At 69.9% G+C, this 22,136-nt stretch carries 27 protein-coding genes; 7 read left to right on the forward strand and 20 right to left on the reverse strand.

The window, feature by feature from the left end:
• Nucleotides 1-65: 65 nt before the first annotated feature.
• Nucleotides 66-647, reverse strand: coding sequence for a TIGR02234 family membrane protein (locus tag BN976_RS19660; protein ID WP_036373005.1), 582 nt, complete (start codon nucleotides 645-647; stop codon nucleotides 66-68).
• The gene (locus tag BN976_RS19665) at nucleotides 644-2,170 is read right to left on the reverse strand and encodes an anthranilate synthase component I (RefSeq protein ID WP_036373007.1); all 1,527 of its coding nucleotides are present in this window, start codon (nucleotides 2,168-2,170) and stop codon (nucleotides 644-646) included. Before BN976_RS19665 ends, BN976_RS19660 begins: the two co-directional genes overlap by 4 nt.
• Nucleotides 2,171-2,202: 32 nt before the next feature.
• On the opposite strand from BN976_RS19665, the gene BN976_RS19670 reads away from it, so the two are divergent.
• Both BN976_RS19670 and BN976_RS19675 read left to right on the forward strand, forming a co-directional pair.
• On the forward strand, nucleotides 2,203-2,667 hold the full coding sequence (locus tag BN976_RS19670; protein ID WP_036373010.1) for a peroxiredoxin: 465 nt from the start codon (nucleotides 2,203-2,205) through the stop codon (nucleotides 2,665-2,667).
• Nucleotides 2,664-3,458: an ABC transporter ATP-binding protein gene (locus tag BN976_RS19675; protein WP_011780027.1), complete on the forward strand. Its 795-nt coding sequence runs from the start codon at nucleotides 2,664-2,666 to the stop codon at nucleotides 3,456-3,458. The genes BN976_RS19670 and BN976_RS19675 overlap by 4 nt, the downstream gene beginning before the upstream one ends.
• A gap of 70 nt (nucleotides 3,459-3,528) precedes the next feature.
• On the opposite strand, the gene hisI is transcribed toward BN976_RS19675, so the two are convergent.
• From hisI to hisD, 8 genes are read right to left on the reverse strand one after another with little or no spacing between them, the layout of a single operon-like run.
• Nucleotides 3,529-3,879, reverse strand: coding sequence for a phosphoribosyl-AMP cyclohydrolase (gene hisI / locus BN976_RS19680; protein ID WP_011780026.1), 351 nt, complete (start codon nucleotides 3,877-3,879; stop codon nucleotides 3,529-3,531).
• Between the two features lie 28 nt (nucleotides 3,880-3,907).
• Nucleotides 3,908-4,693, reverse strand: coding sequence for an imidazole glycerol phosphate synthase subunit HisF (gene hisF, locus BN976_RS19685; protein WP_036373012.1), 786 nt, complete (start codon nucleotides 4,691-4,693; stop codon nucleotides 3,908-3,910).
• Entirely contained in the window at nucleotides 4,690-5,508 is an 819-nt protein-coding gene (locus BN976_RS19690; RefSeq protein WP_036373014.1) for an inositol monophosphatase family protein, read from the reverse strand. The genes hisF and BN976_RS19690 overlap by 4 nt, the downstream gene beginning before the upstream one ends.
• Nucleotides 5,505-6,272: a bifunctional 1-(5-phosphoribosyl)-5-((5-phosphoribosylamino)methylideneamino)imidazole-4-carboxamide isomerase/phosphoribosylanthranilate isomerase PriA gene (priA, locus tag BN976_RS19695; protein ID WP_011780023.1), complete on the reverse strand. Its 768-nt coding sequence runs from the start codon at nucleotides 6,270-6,272 to the stop codon at nucleotides 5,505-5,507. Before priA ends, BN976_RS19690 begins: the two co-directional genes overlap by 4 nt.
• Nucleotides 6,269-6,889, reverse strand: coding sequence for an imidazole glycerol phosphate synthase subunit HisH (gene hisH / locus BN976_RS19700; protein WP_011780022.1), 621 nt, complete (start codon nucleotides 6,887-6,889; stop codon nucleotides 6,269-6,271). Before hisH ends, priA begins: the two co-directional genes overlap by 4 nt.
• A complete protein-coding gene (hisB, locus tag BN976_RS19705; protein WP_086008507.1) occupies nucleotides 6,886-7,500 on the reverse strand; it encodes an imidazoleglycerol-phosphate dehydratase HisB in 615 nt (204 codons plus the stop codon). Before hisB ends, hisH begins: the two co-directional genes overlap by 4 nt.
• 8 nt (nucleotides 7,501-7,508) lie before the next feature.
• Complete coding sequence (locus tag BN976_RS19710; protein WP_011780020.1) at nucleotides 7,509-8,630, reverse strand: histidinol-phosphate transaminase; 1,122 nt, start codon at nucleotides 8,628-8,630, stop codon at nucleotides 7,509-7,511.
• Nucleotides 8,627-9,982, reverse strand: a complete 1,356-nt coding sequence (gene hisD, locus BN976_RS19715; protein WP_036373018.1) for a histidinol dehydrogenase — start codon at nucleotides 9,980-9,982, stop codon at nucleotides 8,627-8,629. The genes BN976_RS19710 and hisD overlap by 4 nt, the downstream gene beginning before the upstream one ends.
• A gap of 36 nt (nucleotides 9,983-10,018) precedes the next feature.
• Here hisD and BN976_RS19720 point away from each other — a divergent pair, with 36 nt between their 5' ends.
• Nucleotides 10,019-10,441, forward strand: coding sequence for a nitroreductase family deazaflavin-dependent oxidoreductase (locus BN976_RS19720; RefSeq protein ID WP_036373020.1), 423 nt, complete (start codon nucleotides 10,019-10,021; stop codon nucleotides 10,439-10,441).
• Nucleotides 10,442-10,464: 23 nt separating this feature from the next.
• Nucleotides 10,465-11,103 carry a LysE family transporter gene (locus tag BN976_RS19725; RefSeq protein WP_036373022.1) on the forward strand — a complete coding sequence of 213 codons (639 nt, stop codon included), beginning with the start codon at nucleotides 10,465-10,467 and terminating at the stop codon, nucleotides 11,101-11,103.
• A 3-nt stretch (nucleotides 11,104-11,106) separates the two neighbouring features.
• On the opposite strand, the gene BN976_RS19730 is transcribed toward BN976_RS19725, so the two are convergent.
• From BN976_RS19730 to nadA, 4 genes are read right to left on the reverse strand one after another with little or no spacing between them, the layout of a single operon-like run.
• Complete coding sequence (locus BN976_RS19730; protein ID WP_036373024.1) at nucleotides 11,107-11,553, reverse strand: hypothetical protein; 447 nt, start codon at nucleotides 11,551-11,553, stop codon at nucleotides 11,107-11,109.
• A gap of 3 nt (nucleotides 11,554-11,556) precedes the next feature.
• Complete coding sequence (nadC, locus tag BN976_RS19735; protein ID WP_036373301.1) at nucleotides 11,557-12,414, reverse strand: carboxylating nicotinate-nucleotide diphosphorylase; 858 nt, start codon at nucleotides 12,412-12,414, stop codon at nucleotides 11,557-11,559.
• On the reverse strand, nucleotides 12,411-13,985 hold the full coding sequence (locus BN976_RS19740; protein ID WP_036373026.1) for an L-aspartate oxidase: 1,575 nt from the start codon (nucleotides 13,983-13,985) through the stop codon (nucleotides 12,411-12,413). The genes nadC and BN976_RS19740 overlap by 4 nt, the downstream gene beginning before the upstream one ends.
• Nucleotides 13,982-15,025 carry a quinolinate synthase NadA gene (gene nadA / locus BN976_RS19745; RefSeq protein ID WP_036373302.1) on the reverse strand — a complete coding sequence of 348 codons (1,044 nt, stop codon included), beginning with the start codon at nucleotides 15,023-15,025 and terminating at the stop codon, nucleotides 13,982-13,984. Before nadA ends, BN976_RS19740 begins: the two co-directional genes overlap by 4 nt.
• A 47-nt stretch (nucleotides 15,026-15,072) precedes the next feature.
• On the opposite strand from nadA, the gene BN976_RS19750 reads away from it, so the two are divergent.
• A complete protein-coding gene (locus tag BN976_RS19750) occupies nucleotides 15,073-15,777 on the forward strand; it encodes an NUDIX hydrolase (protein ID WP_036373027.1) in 705 nt (234 codons plus the stop codon).
• A 42-nt stretch (nucleotides 15,778-15,819) separates the two neighbouring features.
• On the forward strand, nucleotides 15,820-17,172 hold the full coding sequence (locus BN976_RS19755; protein WP_036373029.1) for a lipase family protein: 1,353 nt from the start codon (nucleotides 15,820-15,822) through the stop codon (nucleotides 17,170-17,172).
• Here the strand turns inward: BN976_RS19755 and BN976_RS19760 are convergent.
• Genes BN976_RS19760 through bioB form a run of 3 tightly spaced genes read right to left on the reverse strand, consistent with a single transcriptional unit; the run spans nucleotide 17,108 to nucleotide 19,017 of the window.
• Nucleotides 17,108-17,764, reverse strand: coding sequence for a DUF2567 domain-containing protein (locus tag BN976_RS19760; RefSeq protein WP_036373031.1), 657 nt, complete (start codon nucleotides 17,762-17,764; stop codon nucleotides 17,108-17,110). The genes BN976_RS19755 and BN976_RS19760 overlap by 65 nt on opposite strands.
• A complete protein-coding gene (gene bsaP, locus BN976_RS19765) occupies nucleotides 17,761-18,009 on the reverse strand; it encodes a biotin synthase auxiliary protein BsaP (protein WP_105388386.1) in 249 nt (82 codons plus the stop codon). Before bsaP ends, BN976_RS19760 begins: the two co-directional genes overlap by 4 nt.
• Before the next feature lie 12 nt (nucleotides 18,010-18,021).
• Nucleotides 18,022-19,017: a biotin synthase BioB gene (bioB, locus tag BN976_RS19770; RefSeq protein WP_011780008.1), complete on the reverse strand. Its 996-nt coding sequence runs from the start codon at nucleotides 19,015-19,017 to the stop codon at nucleotides 18,022-18,024.
• A 125-nt stretch (nucleotides 19,018-19,142) separates the two neighbouring features.
• Here bioB and BN976_RS19775 point away from each other — a divergent pair, with 125 nt between their 5' ends.
• Nucleotides 19,143-19,715, forward strand: a complete 573-nt coding sequence (locus tag BN976_RS19775) for a TetR family transcriptional regulator (protein WP_036373033.1) — start codon at nucleotides 19,143-19,145, stop codon at nucleotides 19,713-19,715.
• Nucleotides 19,716-19,724: 9 nt separating this feature from the next.
• Here the strand turns inward: BN976_RS19775 and BN976_RS19780 are convergent, their stop codons facing one another.
• The 3 genes from BN976_RS19780 to BN976_RS19790 are packed head-to-tail and all read right to left on the reverse strand — an operon-like array spanning nucleotide 19,725 to nucleotide 22,065.
• On the reverse strand, nucleotides 19,725-20,246 hold the full coding sequence (locus BN976_RS19780; protein ID WP_036373035.1) for a 2'-5' RNA ligase family protein: 522 nt from the start codon (nucleotides 20,244-20,246) through the stop codon (nucleotides 19,725-19,727).
• Nucleotides 20,246-20,926 (reverse strand): dethiobiotin synthase, encoded by a 681-nt coding sequence (bioD, locus tag BN976_RS19785; RefSeq protein ID WP_036373037.1) that lies wholly within the window; start codon nucleotides 20,924-20,926, stop codon nucleotides 20,246-20,248. Before bioD ends, BN976_RS19780 begins: the two co-directional genes overlap by 1 nt.
• Nucleotides 20,923-22,065: an 8-amino-7-oxononanoate synthase gene (locus tag BN976_RS19790; RefSeq protein WP_036373039.1), complete on the reverse strand. Its 1,143-nt coding sequence runs from the start codon at nucleotides 22,063-22,065 to the stop codon at nucleotides 20,923-20,925. Before BN976_RS19790 ends, bioD begins: the two co-directional genes overlap by 4 nt.
• Nucleotides 22,066-22,136: the final 71 nt, after the last annotated feature.

Below are 22,136 nucleotides of genomic sequence, written 5' to 3' on the forward strand. Positions count from 1 at the left end.
GTTTCCCTTCCCCTGACAGCCGTCCGATTCTTATCGAAGGGTAGTCGCCACCAAGCCATGCCTCGTCACCGCCCCTGGTTGTCCGGGTTGGTCGGATCGTGCCCCTCGTCGAGCGCGTCCCAGATCATCCGTTCCGACATCGCCGCGGCACGCGTATCGCTCTCGGCGGGTGTCCGGCGGGTGTAGCGCGCGGCCTCGGCACGCCGGTGCGTCGCCGAGCGCATCAGGAGCACGGCACCTGCCAGCGACAGCACCCCGGCCACCAACGTGACCACGGCGCCGCCGTAGTGACGCTGCGTGTCGAGAAGGTCGGCCACGGGCACGTCGGCCAGTCGGGCGGCCCGCACCGCGTCATCGGCCATCACCCACAGGCTGATCGCCAGGTATCCCATGCCCGCGCTCGCAGCGGCGACCAGCACTGCCAACACACGCAGCGGCCAGCCGCGTACAGCCAGCGCCGCGCCGGCCGCCGCGAGCACCAGCAGCGCCAGCGGAATCAGCGCCGTCGACCACGTCGCACCCGAGAGGTCGGCCGTCTTCGGCTGGCCGAGGCCGTCGAACGAGGTGATCTGCACCCATGTCAGCCGCGACGCCGCCCACAGGCCCGCCGCGGCCAGCACCAGCAGCAGTTGCGCGACCCGGGTCACGGTTCGCTCAGCGTCTCTGCCGCAGCGATCGCGGCCAGCACCGCCCTGGCCTTGTTGGAGGCCTCGTTGTACTCGTACGGGCCGTTCGAATCCGCGACGACGCCACCGCCGGCCTGCACGTAGGCGGTGCCGTTGCGGATCAACGCGGTCCGGATCGCGATCGCGAAATCGGCATTGCCGGCGAAGTCGAGATAGCCAAGGACACCGCCGTAGAGGCCGCGACGGGTCTTCTCGACCTCCTCGATCAACTCCATCGCCCGGACCTTGGGCGCGCCGGACAGCGTCCCGGCCGGGAAGCACGCCGTCACCGCGTCCAGCGCGGTCTTGCCGTCGGCGAGCAGACCGGTGACCGTCGACACCAGGTGCATGACGTGGCTGTACCGCTCGATGTGGCTGTAGTCCTCGACCTTCACCGTGCCCGGACGGCACACCCGCCCCAGGTCGTTGCGGCCGAGGTCGACGAGCATCAGGTGTTCGGCGCGCTCCTTCTCGTCGCAGAGCAGCTCCTTCTCCAGCAGAAGGTCTTCCTCTTCGGTGTCGCCGCGCCACCGGGTGCCGGCGATCGGGTGCGTGGTGGCGCGGCCGTCCTTGACCGTGACCAGCGCCTCCGGGCTGGAGCCGACGATCGAGAAGTCCAGTCCCCCATCAGCGTTCGGCACGTTGAGCAGATACATGTAGGGGCTCGGGTTGGTCACCCGCAGCATCCGGTACACATCGAGGGGATCGGCGTCGGTGTCCATCTCGAACCGCTGCGACGGCACCACCTGGAACGCCTCGCCCGCCTCGATGTCACCGACCAGCTTGTCGACGATCGCGGTGTACTCCTCGACGGTGCGCTGCGACCGGTGTTCCGGCACCGGCCGGCTGAACGTCGCCACGGTGGACGCCAACGGTTCGGCCAACGCCGCCGTCATGACATCGAGCCGGGCCACGGCATCGTCGTAGGCCCAGTCCACCCGCTCGTCGGTGCCGTTCCAGTTCACGGCGTTGGCGATCAGCGTGATCGTGCCCTCGTGGTGGTCGACGGCGGCGACGTCGGTCGCCAGAAGCAGCATCATGTCCGGCAGGGCGAGGTCGTCGACGGTCAGCTCGGGCAGCCGCTCCAGCCGGCGCACCAGGTCGTAGGCGAAGAAGCCGACCAGACCCGACGACAGCGGGGGCAGCCCGGGCAGCGGAGCGGTCTCCAGCAGCGTCAGCGTCGCCCGCAGCGCCTGCAACGGGTCGCCGCCGGACGGCGCGTCCTGCGGGATGGCACCCAGCCACACCGCCTCGCCGTCGCGGACGGTCAGGGCCGACGGCGCACCCGCGCCGATGAACGACCAGCGCGACCAGGACCGGCCGTTCTCGGCGGACTCGAGGAGGAACGTCCCGGGGCGGTTGGCGGCGAGTTTGCGATACGCCGACAACGGCGTCTCGCTGTCGGCGAGCACCTTGCGGGTCACCGGGACCACACGGTGCTCGGCGGCCAGCGCCCGGAAGTCCTCACGCGTGGTGGTCGCGCTGAGGGTGGCGGTCATCTGCACGCGGTGATTCTCCCAGAAGTACCGTTGAGAACATGAATCGTGGTGATCGGGTGGCCGAGTTCGAACTGCCGGACCAGACGGGTACGACCAGGACGCTGACCGGGCTGCTCGCCGACGGCCCGGTGGTGCTGTTCTTCTACCCGGCTGCCATGACGCCGGGGTGCACCAAGGAGGCGTGCCACTTCAGGGATCTGGCCGCCGAGTTCGCCGCCGTCGGCGCCACCCGGGTGGGAATCAGCGCCGACCCGGTCGACAAGCAGGCCAAGTTCGCCGACCAGCAGAAATTCGACTATCCCCTGCTGTCTGACACCGAAGGCGTGGTGGCGACGCAGTTCGGCGTGAAGCGCGGGCTGCTGGGCAAGTTCATGCCCGTCAAGCGCACCACTTTCGTCATCGACACCGATCGCACCGTGCTGGAGGTCATCGCCAGCGAGTTCAGCATGGACACCCACGCCGACAAAGCGCTCGAGGTGTTGCGCGGCCGCCAGTCGGCATGACACCCGTGCTCGAACTCGCCGATGTGACGTTCCGTCGCAACGGCAAGCAGATCATCGACGGCATCTCGCTGACGGTGAACGAGGGCGAGCACTGGGCGCTGCTGGGCCCGAACGGCGCAGGCAAGAGCACACTGCTGGGTTTCTGCGCGGCGGTGACGTTTCCGACGTCGGGCACCGTGCGGATCCTCGGCGAGCAGATGGGCCGGGTGGACCTGGCCAAGCTGCGGCACCACATCGGCCACGTGAATCCGCGCCACCAGCTGCAGTACTCGCTGACCGTCCGCGACGTGGTGATGACCGGGATCACCGCGACGATCGACACCCCGATGCGGTGGACGGCCAGCAGCCAGGAGAGCGCCCGCGCCGACGCGATGATCGCGGCGGTCGGCCTGGCACACAAAGCCGACGACGTGTGGCCGACGCTGTCACAGGGTGAACGCGGCCGCACCCTCATCGCCAGGGCACTGATCGCCGAGCCGCGGCTGCTCCTGCTCGACGAACCGTCGACCGGGTTGGATGTGGCGGCCCGCGAACAGCTGCTGGAAACCATCGACTCGCTCGACCAGACCCACCCCGAGGTGGCGTCGATCCTCGTCACCCACCATCTGGAAGAACTGCCGATCACGACGACGCACGCGCTGCTGATCTCGGAGGGGCGGACCGTCGCCAGCGGGCCGGCCCGCGAGACGATCAGCACCGAGACGGTGTCAGAAGCGTTCGCCCATCCCGTGGTGGTCGGCTTCGACGAAGGGCGCTGGACGGCCCGCGCCAAGGCCGGCCGCATCGTCTAGGACCCACCGTCGAGACTGAACTTGTTGCTGATTTCCGGCGCTCATCTCGGCAACAACTTCAGATTCGCGGCTAAAGGTCGGGCCCCAGCAGCAGGTCGGCGTCGAAGCAGGTGTGGTCGCCGGTGTGGCATGCCCCGCCGACCTGATCCACCTCGAGCAGCACGGTGTCGCCGTCGCAGTCCAGCCGCACCGAGTGGACCCGCTGGGTGTGCCCGGACGTCAGGCCTTTCACCCACTGCTCGCCGCGGGACCGCGAAAAGTACGTGGCCTCACGGGTTTCCAGCGTCCGGGCGAGTGCGTCATCGTCCATCCACGCCACCATCAGCACCTGACCGGTGGCACGCTCCTGCACCACCGCGGTGAACAGGCCGTCGGCGTTGCGCTTGAGCCGCGACGCGACCGCCGGGTCCAGAGCGCTCATCGCGGCCCTCGGCTCTTCGCGCAAGCGCTCATCGCACTGTGATCCCTTCGGCTTTCATCGCCGCCTTCACCTGACCGATGGTCAGCTCACCGAAGTGGAACACGCTGGCCGCCAGCACGGCGTCCGCCCCGGCAGCGACCGCCGGTGCGAAATGTTCCACCGCGCCGGCACCACCGCTGGCGATCACCGGCACCGTCACCGCCCCGCGCACGGCACGCAGCATCTCCAGGTCGAATCCGGCCTTGGTGCCGTCGGCGTCCATCGAGTTGAGCAGGATCTCCCCCACCCCCAGCTCGGCGCCCTGGACCGCCCACTCGACCGCGTCGATCCCGGTCCCGCGCCGGCCGCCGTGGGTGGTGACCTCCCAGCCCGACGGTGTCGGCTGTGAGCCTTCGGGCACCGTGCGCGCGTCCACCGACAGCACGATGCACTGCGAGCCGAACTGTCGCGACAGTTCCGAGAGCAGTTCAGGGCGGGCGATCGCGGCGGTGTTCACCGACACCTTGTCCGCACCGGCCCGCAACAGCGCATCCACGTCGGCGACCGAACGGACCCCGCCGCCCACCGTGAGCGGGATGAACACCTGCTCGGCGGTGCGGCGCACCACATCGAGCATCGTGGCCCGCCCGGACGAGGACGCGGTGACGTCCAGGAAGGTCAACTCGTCGGCGCCTTCGGCGTCGTAGGCGGCAGCCAGTTCCACCGGATCACCCGCGTCGCGCAGGTTCGCGAAGTTGACGCCCTTGACCACCCGGCCGCCGTCGACGTCCAGGCACGGGATCACCCGGGTGGCGACATCGCCGGCCGGCCTCACAGGTAGTCCTTCGGGTCGCCCGCCGCTCTGACGAGCGCCAGGATCTCTTCGTGCACACCGGGGGCGGCGGCCAACGCCGACGACGAGGACGCCGTCCAGGTCTCGCCTGCCAGGTCGGTGACGATGCCGCCCGCGGCCCGCACGAGCGCGACACCGGCCGCGTGATCCCACAGGTGGTGGCCGAAACTGATTGCACCGCCCAGGATTCCGGCAGCCACGTAGGCCAGGTCGATACCCGTGCTGCCGTGCATCCGCATCCGTGAGCACTCCCGGCTGAGATTCTCCAGCACCTTGACCCGGTAGCGGCCGGGGAAACGCCCGCGCGAGTCGATGTTGAAGGTGCCTGTCCCGACGATCGATTCCGCCAGCGTCGTCGAGGCAAGCCGTGGCAGCTCTTCGCCATTGCACCGCACCGGGGCCCCGACCATCGACGTGTACCGCTGGCCCATGAAAGGCAGCCACGTCAACCCCAGGAGGGGCTTCCCCTCCCACAGCAGGCTCAGCAGGATCGCAGCCATCGGCGAACCCGCCGCGTAGTTGAAGGTGCCGTCGACCGGGTCGAGCAGCCACACGTACTCGGCCTCCACCGATTCGCCGCCGAACTCCTCACCGTGCACCCCGATCCCGGTCAGTCGGGTCAGCTCGGCGACCACCCGACGCTCGATGGCGAGGTCGATCTCGGTGGCGAAGTCGTTGCCTTTCTTGGCGACTGCCGAGTCGGCGCGGTGGCCGGCGATGAACTGCGCCGAGGCCGCCTCGAGCACACCGGCCGCGGTGTCGAGCAGTTCCGCGAGCTGCTGCGGCTCCGGGCTCACGGGCCGACCGCGTCGAGCGCCTGCGGCAACGTGAATCGTCCTGCGTACAGGGCCTTTCCGACGATCGCGCCCTCGACACCACGGTCGGTCAGCGTCGCGATCGCACGCAGGTCGTCAAGACTGGACACACCGCCGGACGCGATCACGGGCGCGTCGGTGCGCTCGCAGACCTGGGTGAGCAGTTCCAAGTTCGGTCCGTTGAGAGTGCCGTCCTTGGTCACGTCGGTGACCACGAACCGCGAACAGCCCTCGCCGTCAAGGCGATCCAGCACCGTCCACAGGTCGCCGCCGTCGGTTTCCCAGCCGCGGCCGCGGAGGCGGTGCTGACCGTCGACGATCTTGACGTCCAGTCCCACCGCGACCTTGTCGCCGTGCTCGGCGACCACCTTGGCGCACCACTGAGGGTTCTCCAGCGCTGCGGTGCCCAGGTTCACCCGCGCGCAGCCGGTCGCCAGCGCGGCGGCCAGGGAGTCGTCATCGCGGATCCCGCCGGACAGTTCCACGGCGACGTCGAGCTTGCCGACAACCTCGGCGAGCAGTTCGCGGTTGGAGCCGCGTCCGAATGCCGCGTCGAGGTCGACCAGGTGGATCCACTCCGCGCCGTCGCGCTGCCACGTCATCGCCGCGTCGAGCGCAGAGCCGTACTCGGTCTCGCTGCCGGCCTGCCCCTGCACCAACCGCACCGCACGGCCCTCGACCACGTCGACGGCGGGCAGCAGGATCAGCGCGGAGGGTTTCGAAGAACTCGGATTCACGCTGGTCAACTTAGCGCCCCGACCCAGTTGGACAGTAATTCGGCGCCGGCGTCCCCGCTCTTCTCAGGGTGGAACTGGGTGGCCGACAGCGGGCCGTCCTCCACCGCGGCGAGGAACGGTACGTGGTGGGTGGCCCACGTCAGCAGAGCCCCGGAACCGCCCTCCCACTGTTGGGCGGCGTAGGAGTGCACGAAATAGAACCGGGTGTCGGCGTCGATGCCCTTGAACAGCACGCTGCCGGCGGGAGCGTCGACGACGTTCCAGCCCATGTGCGGGATCACCGGAGCGTCCAGCCGGATCACCGAGCCGGGCCACTGCCCGCAGCCGGCCGACTCGACCCCGAACTCGACGCCGCGGGCGAACATGATCTGCATGCCCACGCACACGCCGAGAACCGGGCGGCCCGCTGACACGCGGTCGGCGATGATCTTGTCGCCGCCGATCGCGCGCAGGCCCGTCATGCAGGCCTGAAACGCACCGACCCCGGGCACCACGAGGCCGTCGGCGTTGGCCGCCGCCTCCGCATCGGCGGTGACCTCGACGTGCGCCCCCACCCGTTCCAGCGCGCGCTGAGCGGACCTCAGATTGCCCGACCCGTAGTCCAGGACGACGAGTTTGGTTGTCACAGCGTGCCCTTCGTGGACGGCACACCGCTGACCCGCGGGTCGTACTCGACAGCCTGGCGCAGCGCCCGCGCGACGGCCTTGTACTCGGCCTCGGTGATGTGGTGCGGGTCGCGCCCGTAAAGGGTGCGCACGTGCAGCGCGATCCGGGCGTTGAAGGCCAGCGACTCGAACACATGCCGGTTGACCACGGTGTGATACGGGGCGGCCGAACCGGCGATCGTGAATTCGACCATATAGTCGGGTTCCCCGGTGTGCACGAAGTACGGGCGGCCCGACACGTCGACGGCGGCGTGGGCCAGCGTCTCGTCCATCGGAATGAACGCATCGCCGAAGCGGCGGATGCCCTTCTTGTCGCCGAGCGCCTGTCCCAGCGCCTGACCGAGCACGATCGCGGTGTCCTCGATCGTGTGGTGGCCCTCGATCTCGATGTCGCCGACGGCCTTGATCGTGAGGTCGAAGCTCGCGTGGCTGCCCAGCGAGGTCAGCATGTGGTCGAAGAACGGGACGCCGGTGTCGACGCTGACCTGCCCGGTGCCGTCGAGGTCGAGCTCGACGACGATGTCGGACTCCTTGGTCTTGCGCTCGACTTTGGCGCGTCGGGCGGGGCGAATCGGATCGCTCACGGTGCTCCTATTCGGGCGCTGGCGGCCAGCAGCGCATCGTTTTCTTCGGCCAGGCCGATGGTGGTGCGCAGGTATCCGGGGATGCCGACGTCGCGGATCAGCACACCCTCGTCCAGGTAGCGCTGCCAGGTGGCGGGCGCATCGGCGAACTCACCGAACAGGATGAAGTTCGCGTCACTGGGGATGACCCGGAAACCCATGCCCGTCAACGCCTGCGACACCCGCTCGCGTTCCGCGATCAGCGTCGCGACGCTGCCGAGCGTGTCGTCGGCATGGCGCAGCGCGGCGCGCGCGGCGGCCTGCGTGACCGAAGACAGGTGGTAGGGCAGGCGCACCAGCAGCATCGCGTCGATGACGGCGGGTGCCGCGACCAGGTACCCGACCCGCCCGCCGGCGAACGCGAACGCCTTGCTCATGGTGCGGGTGACGACGAGCTTGCCCGGGTAACTCTCGATGAGCCCGATGGCGCTGGGCTGCGAGGAGAATTCGCCGTACGCCTCGTCGACGATCATGACGCCGCCGTCCTGCAGACACAGCGCGTCGAGCAGCAGTCGCAGATCGTCGAGCGAAACACTCTGTCCCGACGGGTTGTTGGGGCTCGTGACGAACACGACGTCGGGGGTGTGCTCCTTGATCGCGGTCGCGGCCACCGCGGCATCGAGACCGAAGTCGTCGCCCCGGTTGGCCACCAGCCATCGGGTCTGGGTGCCGTCGGAGATGATCGGGTGCATCGAGTACGACGGCACGAAGCCGAGCGCGCTGCGCCCGGGACCACCGAACGCCTGAAGCAACTGCTGCAGGATCTCATTGGAACCGTTGGCCGCCCAGACGTTCTCGACACCGACCGCGGTGCCGGTCTGCGCGCTCAAATAGGCGGCCAGATCGGTGCGCAGCGCGACCGCGTCACGGTCGGGATAACGGTGCAACTCCCCCGCCACCTCGCGCACCGACTGCGCGACATCGTCGATCAGGGCCCGCGTCGGTGGGTGCGGGTTCTCGTTGGTGTTCAGCCGTACCGGAACCGACAACTGCGGCGCCCCGTAGGGGCTCTTGCCGCGCAGATCGTCGCGCAGCGGCAGGTCGTCGAGCGTGATGCTGCTGCCGGGCACCCCGGTCACCGCTCGAACCTCCGGCGCACGGCTTCGCCGTGGCTGGGCAGGTTCTCGGCCTTGGCCAGCGTGATGACGTAGCCCGACACGTCCTTCAGCGCCGCCTCGGTGTAGTCCACGACGTGGATGCCGCGCAGGAAGGTCTGCACCGACAATCCACTGGAATGCCGGGCGCAGCCCGCGGTGGGGAGCACATGGTTCGAGCCTGCGCAGTAGTCACCGAGGCTCACCGGTGACCACGGACCGACGAAAATCGCTCCGGCAGAACGGATCCTGCCCGCGACAGCGGCCGCGTCGACGGTCTGGATCTCCAGGTGCTCGGCGGCGTAGGCGTTCACGGTGCGGATCCCGGCCTCGATGTCGTCGACGAGGACGATCGCCGACTGCTGCCCACCCAGCGCGGCCGTCACCCGCTCGCGGTGCACGGTGGTCTCCAGCTGTACGGCCAGCTCGCGGTCGGTGGCGTCGGCCAACTCGGCGCTGTCGGTGACCAGGACGCTGGCGGCCATCTCGTCGTGCTCGGCCTGACTGATCAGGTCCGCGACGACGTGCGCCGGGTCGGCGGTGTGGTCGGCCAGGATCGCGATCTCGGTGGGGCCGGCCTCGGCGTCGATGCCGACCGCCGACCGGCAGATGCGTTTGGCGGCGGTGACGTAGATGTTGCCGGGCCCGGTGATCATGTCGACCGGAGCGAGTTCGGCTCCGTCGGTGTCGACGCCGCCGTAGGCCAGCAACGCGACGGCCTGGGCCCCGCCGACCGCCCAGACCTCGTCGACACCGAGCAGCGCCGCCGCGGCCAGGATCGTCGGATGCGGAAGGCCCTTGAAGGGCTCAGCATTCCCCGCCTGCGGCGGGCTGGCGATCACCAGCGAGTCCACGCCCGCGGTCTGGGCGGGCACCACGTTCATCACGACGCTGGACGGGTAGACGGCGTTTCCGCCGGGCACGTAGAGCCCGACCCGCTCGACCGGTACCCAGCGCTCGGTCACGGTGGCGCCCGGCGCGAGCGTGGTCGTGGTGTCGGTGCGGCGCTGATCGGCGTGCACGGCGCGGGCCCGCTCGATCGCGACCTCCAGCGCGGTGCGGACATCGGGATCGAGCTCGGCGAGCGCCGCCTTCAGCCTTTCGGCGGGAACCCGCACCTGGTCGGGCCGGATACCGTCGAACGCGGCACCGTACTCCAGCGCCGCGGCGGCTCCGCGCTCGGCGACCGCATCGACGATGGGCCTGACTTTGGGCACGACGGTGTCGACGTCGACACCGCCGCGCGGCAGTGCCGAGCGCAGGCGGGCCGCCGACAGCGCGGTGCCGCGCAGATCGATGCGCCGCAGAAGCCCTGGCGATACATTCACGCTGACCATTGTCCCAGAGCTGCACAAATCAGTATCGGAGGCGTCATGTCCGATCGGCCCCGCAAGAACACGCACCCCAACAACGCACCCGGCGTACCGATGATCTTCCCGCCGTGGTTCGAAAAACTGCAGATCAAGTACATCAACCCGGTGATCCGGCCGCTGTCGAAGCGGATGCCGGGCCTGGGTGTGATCAAGCACCGCGGCCGCACCTCGGGCACCGAGTACGAGACGATCGTCACGCCGTACCGCAAGGGAACGGTGCTGGCGATCGGGCTGGCCCACGGCAAGACGAACTGGGTCAAGAACGTGCTGGCGGCCGGCGAGGCCGACATCCAGATCGGCAAAAAGACCCTCCACCTGGTGCGACCCCGGGTGCTGCCGGCTGGCACCGATGACCCGTCGCTGCCGCGGACCGCGCAGATGCTCGCCAAGCGGTCGGGGGTTTTCGTCGCCGATATCGTTTGACATCCGCTGACACACTTGACGACATGACCTGGCAGATGTGGCTCGCGTTCGTCGGCGCGGCGATCCTGATCGCGGTGTCACCGGGTGCCGGGGCCATCCAGTCGATGGCCACCGGCATGACCCATGGCGTGAAGCGGGGTTACTGGAGCATCGTCGGCCTCGAGATCGGCCTGATGCTGCAGCTGACGCTGGTGGCGATCGGACTGGGTGCGGCCGTGGCGAACTCGATCCTGGCGTTCACCGTCATCAAGTGGATCGGGGTGGCGTACCTGGCCTACCTGGCGGTCCGCCAGTGGCGCACCGCCGCGATCGACCTGAACGCCGAGGTGGACCGTGACGTCGACGGGGGCCGGACATCCCTGCTGGTGCGTGGCTTTCTCGTCAATGCGACGAACCCGAAGGGCCTGCTGTTCTTCCTGGCCGTGATGCCGCAGTTCGTGGTTCCGACCACGCCGTTGCTACCGCAATACCTGGCGATCGGCGTGACGATGGTCGCCGTCGACATGGTGGTGATGGGCCTCTACACGGGACTGGCCGTGCGGCTGTTGACCTGGCTGCGCACCCCGCGCCAGCACACGGTGCTGAGCCGGGTGTTCTCCGGGCTGTTCGCCGCGGCCGCGGTGGTGCTGGCGTTGGTCCGGCGCGGCCCTGCTACGGCGTGACGGCTACCCGCAGCGGTCGCTGACGGCGGTGCTGGCCGCCTCGGCCTCCCGGAGGCGGTCGGCCTGGACAGGATCGGTGTTCGGCACCCCGGCGGTGGCTGCCGCACCGATGTCCATCAGCTGGTTGGCGAACCTGCGGACCTCGCCGGCGAGGTCGGCCGGGGTGGCCGGATCCAGCCGGGCCAACAGGTACTGGCCACCGTCGAGCAGTGCCACCCGCGCGTTCGCCGCCGCCGCAAGCGCGCCGGCGATGTCACCGGATCCGCCGGGTGGCTCTACGTTGGTGTTGGTCGCGACAGCGGTGCGCACGGTGTCGAACGCCGCACAGATTCCGGTCTCGGCCGCGCCGCGCTGTTCGTCGGTGTAGTCGGGCCCGTGGTCCAGGGTGCGCAGCAGCGCGAAGACGGAGACGCCGAGCGCCAGCAGCGCCACCGCGAGGGCTGACTTCATGGTCTACAGGTCCAAGCCCAGGTCGAGTACCCGCACCGAGTGGGTGAGCGCACCCACCGCGAGGTAATCGACACCGGTGCCCGCGTAGTCGGCCGCGTTCTCCAGCGCGAGACCGCCCGAGGACTCCAGTTTCGTCTTCGGCGACCGCGCGTCGCGCCGCTGCACGGCGATCTGCGTCTGCCAGACCGGGAAGTTGTCGAGCAGCACCAGCTCGACGTCCTCGGCGAGCACCTCGTCGAGCTGTTCGAGCGAGTCGACCTCCACTTCGCACGGCAGATCCGGTGCGGCCGAACGCACTTGACGCAGCGCGGCGACCACCGACCCGGCGGCCGCGACGTGGTTGTCCTTGATCAACGCGGCGTCGCCCAGGCCCATCCGGTGGTTGGTGCCACCTCCGACGCGCACGGCGTACTTCTGCAGCGCGCGCAGGCCCGGAAGAGTCTTGCGGGTGTCCCTGATCTGCGCCCCGGTTCCCGACACGGCATCCACCCAGGCCGCGGTTGCGGTCGCGATACCCGACAGGTGACACACCAGGTTGAGCAGCGTGCGCTCCGCGGTGAGCAGACCCCTGGTCGGCCCCTCCACCGTGAGTGCGACGCCACCGGCCTCCAGCCGGGTGCCGTCGGCCACCCGGTGCCCGACACGGTAGCCGTCGGCGCCGAGCACCTCGTCGAGCACCAGCAGCGCGACATCCAGCCCGGCGATCACGCCCGGCTCCCGGGAGACCACGGCCGCGGTGGTGTGCGCATCGGCGGCGACGGTGGCCAGTGTCGTCACATCCGGTCCGTAGCGCAGGTCCTCGTCGAGGGCGCGCGCGATGACGGCGCGGGCTTCGCCGAGTTCGTCGTCGGTGAGCGTCATCGGCACCCCACCGTCACCGGGGCGTGGTCCGCGCCGAAGACCGTGCTGACCGCCTGTGCCGGGTCCGGCTCGGGGAAATCCGAGCGGTGATGGCAGCCGCGGGATTCGGTGCGCGCCGACGCCGCCGCCGCGACCGCACCTGCGACCGCGGTCAGGGCCGCATCCTCGAAGTCCGACCGCGACCGCAGCGCCCGCGGCGTGGCCGATTCGAGCTGTTCTGTGAGCTCGCGCAGGCCTTCACCGCTGCGCACGACAGACGCGTGCCGGGTCATCGCCCGCTGCAGCTCGGCACGCGGTAGCGCAGGCCGGGTGGGCACGGCCGCGTCCACGACGCGGGACGGGCCGGCAAGCTCGGCATGTTCTGCGGCTGCGACGCCGGCCCGTCCGCCGACCACCAGACCTTCGAGAAGGCTGTTGGAGGCGAGCCGGTTGGCGCCGTGCATCCCGGTGCGCGCCACCTCTCCGGCTGCGAAGAGACCCGCGACGCCGGTGCGCCCGTCCACGTCGGTCACCACTCCGCCGCAGCTGTAGTGCGCGCCCGGCACCACAGGGATCGGCTGCCGGGTGGGGTCGATTCCGGCGTGCAGGCAGGCCGCGTTGACGGTGGGGAACCGCCTCGCGAAGTCTGCGACTCCCGTGGCATCGAGGTAGACGCACGGGTCCCCCGTTTCGGACAACCGCGCCTCGATCGCAGCCGCGACCACGTCACGCGGCGCCAGATCGCCCATCGGGTGCACGCCGCCTGTCACCGACTCGCCTTGACGGTCAATCAGTTTCGCACCCTCACCGCGGAGCGCCTCGGTGATCAGCGGCCGCCGCCCGCCGCCGTGGCCCGCATACAGCATGGTCGGGTGGAACTGGATGAACTCGAGGTCACTGACCGGCAGGCCGGCCCACATTGCCAGAGCCACCCCGTCACCGGTCGAGCCGTCCGGATTCGTGGTCGCCGAGTAGAGATGACCCGACCCACCGGTGGCCAGGATCACCGAGGGCGCATACACGACACCGAGGCCGTCACCGCTGAGGACGGTCACGCCCGTGACCGCGCCGTCGTCGACCAGCAGGTCGAGCGCGACGTGATTGCGGCGGATGTCGAGAGTGGCCGCGGCGTGATCGAGCGCCCGTTGCACCTCGGCGCCGGTCGCGTCCCCACCGGAGTGGATGATGCGCCGCCGGGTGTGTCCCCCCTCGCGGGTCAGCGCCCACCGGCCGGGGACGGTCTCGTCGAATCGCGCACCCGCGGAGACCAGTTCGGCCACGGCGCGGTAGCCGTCGGCGACGATCGAACGCACGGACTGCGGATCGCACAGGCCTGCGCCTGCTGCGAGGGTGTCGGCGACGTGGGCGTCGACGGAATCTCCGCCTTCCCGTAAGGCATCGGGCAGCACGACCGCGATGCCGCCCTGGGCGTAGAACGTCGCGGTCTCACTCGCCTTGCTCAGGAGGACGACCCTGCGGCCGCGGCGGTGCGCCGCCAACGCCGCGGCAAGCCCGGCCACCCCGGTGCCGACGATCACGACGTCGGCGCGCTGCCTCCACACGCCGGACCCGCCGCAGGACGGCGTGGTCATTCCCCGCCGCCGGGCTGCCCGATCTCGATCATCCGCTGGACGCTCAAACGAGCCGACGCTGCGACATCCGGATCGACGTGGACCTCGTCTGCGCCCTCGATCAGGCAACGCAGCATCGCGGCCGGGGTGATCATCTTCATGAATCGGCACGACGCCCGGTCGTTGACCGCCCGGAAGTCGATTTCGGGTGCGGCACGGCGCAACTGGTGCAGCATGCCCACCTCGGTGGCCACCAGCACCTGGCGTGCGCCGGTTTCGCGGGCGGCGTCGAGCATGCCGCCGGTGGACAGGATCTTGACCCGGTCCTCGGGGAAGGCACCCTCCCCGGCCAAGTAGAGAGCCGAAGTGGCGCAACCACATTCGGGGTGGACGAACAGCTCTGCGTCGGGATGGGCCCGCGCCTGGTCGGCGAGTTCGTCACCGTTGATGCCTGCGTGCACGTGGCACTCGCCGGCCCACACGTGCAGGTTCTTGCGGCCCGTCACCCGGCGGACGTGCGCGCCGAGGAACTGGTCGGGGCAGAACAACACCTCGCGGTCCTCCGGGATGGAGGCGACGACCTCGACGGCGTTCGACGACGTGCAGCAGATGTCGGTTTCGGCCTTCACCGCGGCGGTGGTGTTGACGTAGGACACCACGACGGCGCCGGGGTGCTCGGCCTTCCAGGCCCGAAGCTCATCGGCGGTGATCGAATCGGCCAACGAACAGCCCGCCCGCTGGTCGGGGATCAGGACCGTCTTGTCCGGGGAGAGGATCTTGGCGGTCTCGGCCATGAAGTGCACCCCGGCGAACACGATGGTGTCCTCGGGCGCCTCCGCGGCGATCCGCGACAGCGCCAGGGAATCGCCGACATGGTCGGCCACGTCCTGGATGGCGGGCAGCTGGTAGTTGTGGGCCAGCAATGTCGCGCCGCGGAGTTTGAGCAGGCGGCGCACCTCGGCGGCCCATTTCTCGTCTCCGTCGACACCGGTGAAACCTCCGGGGCCGTCCACGATCCCGGCCGTCAGTTCAGTGTCAAACGCCCCAGCGAGCACCGTCATCGCTGACTCCTTCACTCAATCGAGGTTTTCGACTTACAATCGAAAACATGGCTCATATTAGCACCGAACATGAGGTGCTGGCCGCGGTGTTCCAGGTGCGCCCCGGCCGGCCGCCGGCCACCAGTCGTAAACCCGCACTTCACGTGCTGTTGTGGGAACGCGCGCTGGATCCGGAGAAGGGCAGATGGGCCCTTCCCGGCGGCCACCTGGGCCCCGACGAGGACCTGACGAGCTCGGTCCGGCGCCAGCTCGCCGAGAAGGTGGATCTGCGCGAACTGGCACATCTCGAGCAGCTGGCCGTCTTCTCCGACCCGGACCGCGTCCCGGGACCTCGCACCATCGCCTCGACATTCCTGGGACTGGTGCCCTCCCCCGCCACTCCGGAGCTGCCGCCGGACACCCGCTGGCATCCGGTCAGCGAGCTGCCCGCCATGGCCTTCGACCACGGCCCCATGGTCGAGCACGCACACAACCGGCTGGTCGCCAAGCTCTCCTACACCAACATCGGGTTCGCCTTGGCGCCAAGCGAATTCGCACTGTCCACGCTGCGGGACATTTACAGCGCGGCGCTCGGTCACCCCGTCGACGCGACCAACCTGCAGCGCGTGCTGGAGCGTCGCCGCGTGATCACCCGCACCGGCACCACGGCCCGGTCCGGCCGCAGCGGTGGGCGCCCCGCCGCGCTGTACCGGTTCACCGACTCCCGCTACCGCGTCACCGACGAATTCGCCGCACTGCGCCCACCCGGGTGAGTCGACTGGCTTCTTAAGCAGTTCTTAAGCAACAATGCCCTGATGGACTTGGGCAATGTGGCACGGTCGACCGGCGCCGAGTGGATCGGCCAGCCGTTCCACGAACCGCTCCGGCCCAGGTCGCGGCCGATCATCCCGGCCAAGGACGATTTCTACGAGCCTCCTGCCGGCTTCGAACACGCCCGGCCCGGCACCGTGCTGCGCTCCCGCGACGTCGAGCTGGCGTTCCTCGGCGTGATTCCACAGAAGTTCACCGCCACCCAACTGCTGTACCGGACCACCGACCTCAACGGGGAAGCCCAGGCCACGGTCACGACAGTGGTGGTCCCGTCCGAGCGGACATCGGACGGACCGCTGCCGATCGTTTCCTATCAATGCGCCATCGACGCTGTGGCCGGCCGGTGCTTCCCGTCCTACGCGCTGCGCCGCGGCGCCAAGGCCCTCGGTTCGTTTGCCCAGTTCGAGTTCCTCCTGGTCGCGGCGGCACTGGCCGAGGGATGGGCGGTGTCGGTCCCCGACCACGAAGGCACCTCCGGCATGTGGGGCGCACCCCACGAACCGGGCTATCACGTGCTCGACGGGGTACGCGCCGCCCTCAACCACGGCCCCCTCGGACTGTCCCCCGACGCCCCGGTCGGCCTCTGGGGCTACTCCGGTGGCGGGTTGGCGTCGGCGTGGGCCGCCGAGGTCCAGGACGCCTACGCCCCGGAGCTGAACGTGGTCGGCGCCGTCCTCGGCTCCCCCGTCGGGGACCTCGGTCACACGTTCCGCCGCCTCAACGGCAGCATCTACGCCGGTCTGCCCGCGTTGGTGGTCGCCGCGCTCACCCACATCTATCCCGACCTCCACCGCGTCATCCAGGAGCACGCCACCGAGGACGGCAAGGTGATGCTCGCGCGCATCGAGAAGATGACCACCGCCCACGCCATGATCAGCCTCGTCGGCAGGGACATGGCTCACATGATCGACCGCCCGCTGGAGGAGATCCTGCTCTCCCCCGAGGTTCAGCACGTCTTCGACAGCATCAAGCTCGGGACCGCCGCGCCGAAGGTCCCCCTGCTCATCGTCCAGGCGGTGCACGACCGGATCATCTCGGTCGACGACATCGACGCGCTGACCGAGACCTACACGAGCGGCGGCGCCAGCGTCACCTACCACCGCGACATGCTCAGCGAGCACCTGTTGCTGCACCCGATGTCTGCGCCGATGACGCTGCGCTGGCTGCGCGACCGGTTCGCCGGGCGGCCGCTGCGCACGCACATCTCCCGTACCAAGTGGCCGACCCTGCTCAACCCGTCCACCTACCGGGGCATGCTCACCCTCGGCAAGATCACCGCGAAGGTGATGTTGGGACGACGGGTGGAACGCCAGCCGTTGTCTCGTTTCGACCAGTAGGCCCCAAGGGGTTTTCGACCGGCGGCCACGCACCGAGATCGTCCCGCGGGGTCGCCACCGCGGCGAAGAGGTACACGATCGCCGCGACCGCCGCCGGGTACAGCAACGTCACTGCGATCTGCACCGGCGAGTGGCCGAAGTACACCGAGGGCGCCTCGACGATGTAGTGCACCCGCTGCTGCTCGGACACCGGCGCCGCGGCCATGTCGATGCCGCCGTAGCGCAGATGCGCAACCAGGGCGCCGACTCCGGTCGCCGTGGCGGCCGAGGCCACCGCACCGACCGCCAGCGCCGCCGTCATGACGGGTCCGCGATGAGCCCTCCACTGCCACACCCACACCGCCGCGACGACCGCGAGCACCGAGAGCATTCCGACCATGAGAGCCGCGGAAGTGAACCAGTGATCGGAATCGGCGCCGAGGTAGGCCTTGACCCGGTCGCCGCTGCGGGTCAACGCGATGACGCCGCGGATCGGCGGCGCGAGCCACGCCCACAGCGCCCCGACGACCGCCCCCGCCGCGGCAAGGCCGGCCACGACGGTCACCGCAGCCCTGCTCCGCGAGACCGTGGGTGACGGGGCGGGGTGGGTCATCGGTACAGGTCCAGGTCGGTGGAGTCCACGGACCCGTGGCGGGAGCATTTGGCCCACCAGCCGTCCGGCCTGACCTGGACGATCATCTTGCGGCCGCAGGCGGCGCAGAACCGCGGCGGCTCCAGCCCGAGCTGGGCCGCGGTGGGCACCGCAGTGCCCGCGGCTCCACCCAGCTCGATGCCGGTGTAGACGTTGTAGACGCCCGCGCCGACTGGTGGCGGCAGCTGCGTGCTGTCGGTGACCATCACCCCTCGGTTCTACAGGGTGGCGTTGAGCGCCTTGATGGGCATCTGCAGATCGTCGAGCAGCTGCAGATCCGCCTCGGCGGGGCGGCCCAGCGTGGTCAGGTAGTTGCCGACGATGACGGCGTTGATGCCGCCCAGGATGCCCTGCTTGGCGCCGAGATCGCCGAGGGTGATCTCGCGGCCACCGGCGAAACGCAGCATCGTGCGGGGCAACGCGAGCCGGAAGGCCGCCACGGCCTTGAGTGCCTCGGAGGCCGGCAGCACCTCGAGGTCGCCGAACGGGGTGCCCGGACGCGGATTCAGGAAGTTCAGCGGCACCTCGTGCGGATCGAGCTCGGCGAGGTTCGCGGCGAACTCCGCGCGCTGCTCGAGCGTCTCGCCCATGCCGAGAATGCCGCCGCAGCACACCTCCATGCCCGCCTCGCGGACCATCTGCAGGGTGTCCCAACGCTCTTCCCACGAGTGGGTGGTCACCACGTTGGTGAAGAACGACCGGGCAGTCTCGAGATTGTGGTTGTAGCGGTGCACACCCATCTCGGAGAGCCGCTCGACCTGATCCTGGGTGAGCATGCCGAGCGAGCAGGCGATCTGGATGTCGACCTCGTTGCGGATCGCCTCGATGCCGGCGGCGACCTGCGCGAGCAGCCGCTCGTCGGGGCCGCGGACGGCCGCCACGATGCAGAATTCGGTGGCACCGGTTTTCGCGGTCTGCTTGGCGGCCTCGACGAGGCTCGGGATGTCCAGCCACGCGCTGCGCACCGGGGAGGCGAAAAGTCCGGACTGCGAACAGAAGTGGCAGTCCTCGGGGCAGCCACCGGTCTTGAGGCTGATGATGCCCTCGACCTCGACGTCGGGGCCGCACCAGGCCATCCGCACCTCGTGGGCCAGGGCCAGCAGATCGTCGAGCCGATCGTCCGGCAGCTGGAGCACCTGAAGGGTCTGGTCCTGGTCGAGACCTTCGCCGCGTACCAGCACCTGCTCGCGTGCCACTGCCAGAATGTCGGTCACCAGAGCATCTCCCTGTGGTAATTGAACACGTCGGCGGTGCCGACAATTGAACACGTCGGCGGTGCCGACAATTGAACACGTCGGCGGTGCCGACAATTGAACACCGTTCAGGCTAGGGTACGGGCGTGCAGCTCCACAAACGGGACGTGGTCGACGTGGCAACCTCGCTGCTGGACGACTACGGGATCGCCGATCTGTCGATGCGCCGGCTGGCCCGCGAACTCAACGTCTCCCCGGGCGCGCTGTACTGGCATTTCGCGAACAAGCAGCAGCTCCTGGGCGCCGTCGCCGACCGCATCCTGGCGGCAGTCGACGACGTTCCCGCCGGCTGGCGGGACCGGATCGCGGGTATCTGCGCACAATTGCGCGACGCGCTGCTCTCGCACACCGACGGCGCCGAGTTGGTCTCGGCCAGTTTCGCGGCCGGGCAGTCCGCGGCCATGACCGGGGTGCTGGGCCGCCTGACGGCCGCGGCTGCCGACGCCGGCGTGGCACCCGAGCACGCGGAACTGACCGCCCGTACGGTCATCTACTACGTGCTCGGTTTCACCGCCGACGAGCAGTCCCGCCTGCAGTGGGATGCCGCAGGAGCCGATGTGGCACAGACGGTCTGGGCCGAGGACCCCAGCGCCCGGTTCACCTTCGGGCTACACCTGCTCGTCGACGGCATCGCGGTCCACAGCCGCGCGGGGACCTGAAGCCGGCCGTCAGATCCGGTGCTCCGTGTGGCTGTCACCGTCCCAGTGCCGCAGACCCACCACGGTGGCGGGAATGTCGCGGGTGACACCGGGCAGCGCAAAGACGGTCGCCAACTGGTCCAGCGGGAGCCGGCGCGCCAGCGTGACGTGCGCCGTCCAGTGACCGGGCTGCCCGTGCGGTAGTGCGCCTCTGGGCATGTGCGGCAGGCAGATCCGATGCACGTCGGCCTGCACTGCGAGCAGTTCCGCGCTCGGCACCACGATTCGCACCAGCGTGACGGAGCGTCCGCCGCCGAACACCATCGGCGCCCCGATGATGGCGCGCAGTGGAAACCGGTCGCGCAGCGGGTGTAGCGCCTCATCGACACCGCCGTCGATGATCTCGGCCACTGTCAGGGTGACGTGGGGCCTGTTGGTCGGCGAGCGGTGGCCGGCCAGGCTGCGAATCCCGGCGCCTGCCAACTCATCCCAGACCTGGCGAACCGCGGCATCGGTGCGGTCGTCGAACAGCAGCTCGACGGAATGCACCATCAGGTCGCCAGGCCCTCGACCCAGCTCGGGTCGAACGCGTCGACACTGAGACGCTCGAAGTCGGCGCGCCCGAGCGATCCGGCCCCGGCGGGCAGCGCCGCACGCACCGGCGCCAACCGGGACAGCGCGTCCCGGTTGTCGATCTCGGCCACGCCCGGTTGGGCAGGCCATGCGCCGATCACCAGACCAGCGCTGGAAATCTGGCGGTGGGCCAGCGCTTCCAGCGTCAGCACGGTGTGGTTGAGCGTGCCGAGGCCCGGTGCCACCACGGTCAGCACCGGCGCACCGAGGTCGGCGGCGACGTCGCGCAGAGTCGAACCGTCGGAGGCGATTTCGACGAGCAGTCCACCCGCTCCTTCGACCAGCGTGAGCCGGCCCGGGCGGTCTGCCGCCGTGATCACATCAAGGATCTGTGCGCGGGTCGGCAGTTCGGCGCCGCTGCGCTGCGCGGCGGCCAGCGGCGCCAGGGGCTCGGGAAAGCGTGCCAGCGAATGCAGTTCGGTGACCCCGGCAAGGCGAGCCACCTCGGCGAGGTCGTCGTCGCCGTCCTGGGTCCCGGTCTGCACGGGTTTGCACACCGCCACGTCGATTCCGTGTAGCCGGGCATGGCAGGCCAGCGCCGCGGTGGCGACGGTCTTGCCGATGCCGGTGCCGGTGCCGGTGACCACGAGGACGCTCATCGGGGCGACAGTACTTCCGTGAGCACCCGGCGGGCCAGCGTCATCTCGTCCTCGGACAGCGAGGCACGGGCGGTCAGCCGCAGCCGGGAGGTACCCGCGGGCACCGTGGGCGGACGGAAGCAGCCGACGCGCACGCCGCGGTCCAGGCAGGCAGCGGCTGCGGCGAAGGCGACCTCGGGCTCCCCGAGGATCACCGATACCACCGCCGAGGACGGGACCTCGGTCACGTCACAGATGGACGCGAGTGTCGCGGCGTGGTCGAGCACACGCTGCGCGCGCCACGGTTCGTCGATGAGCACCTGCAGCGCAGCGAAGGCGGCACCGACCGCAGCCGGGGCCAGACCGGTGTCGAAGATGAAGGGCCGTGCCGTGTCGATGAGGTGCGCGCGCACCGCGGCGGGCCCGAGTACCACCCCGCCCTGGCTGCCGAGCGCCTTCGACAGGGTCGTCGTCATCACCAGATCCGGCGCACCGGCCAGTCCGACCTCGTCGAGCAGTCCGCGGCCCCCGTCGCCGCGCACGCCGAGCCCGTGGGCCTCGTCGACGATCAGCAGGGCGCCGTGTTTGCGGCACGCGGCGTGCAGCGCGCGCAGAGGCGCCAGGTCACCATCGGCCGAGAACACCGAATCGGTGACCACGACGGCGCGCGCCTCGGAGCGGGTGGCCAGCGCCTGTTCGACGGCCGCGGTGTCGTTGTGCGGGGTGACGACGACCCGGGCGCGCGACAACCGGCAGGCGTCCACCAGCGACGCGTGGGTGTTCGCGTCGGAGACCAACAGCGATCCGGGGCCGGACAGCGCGACCACGGCACCGAGGTTGGCGGTGTATCCCGAGGAGAACACCAGGGCGGACTCGGCTCCGACGAACGCCGCCAGCGCGTCCTCGAACGCCTCGTGCAACTCGGTGTTGCCGGTGACCAGGCGGGACCCGGTGGATCCGGCACCCCAGGTGCGCAGCGCGGAGACCCCGCCGTCGATGACGCGCGGATGCTGCGAGAGACCGAGGTAGTCGTTGGAGGCGAGGTCCAGTTCGGCGCCCACCGGCGGACGGGTGCGCAGCGTGCGCCGCAGTCCGGCCGCGCGCCGCTGGGTCTCGACCTCGTCGAGCCAGGCGAGCGGGGACAGACTGACGCGGGTCACGGGCGCTCCTGTCGGCAATTGAACACGCCGGCGGGACCCGGCGATTGAACGCGCCGGCGGGCCGGCAGTTG

The sequence above is a fragment of the Mycolicibacterium austroafricanum genome (assembly GCF_000612725.1).
Lineage (GTDB): Bacteria > Actinomycetota > Actinomycetes > Mycobacteriales > Mycobacteriaceae > Mycobacterium > Mycobacterium austroafricanum.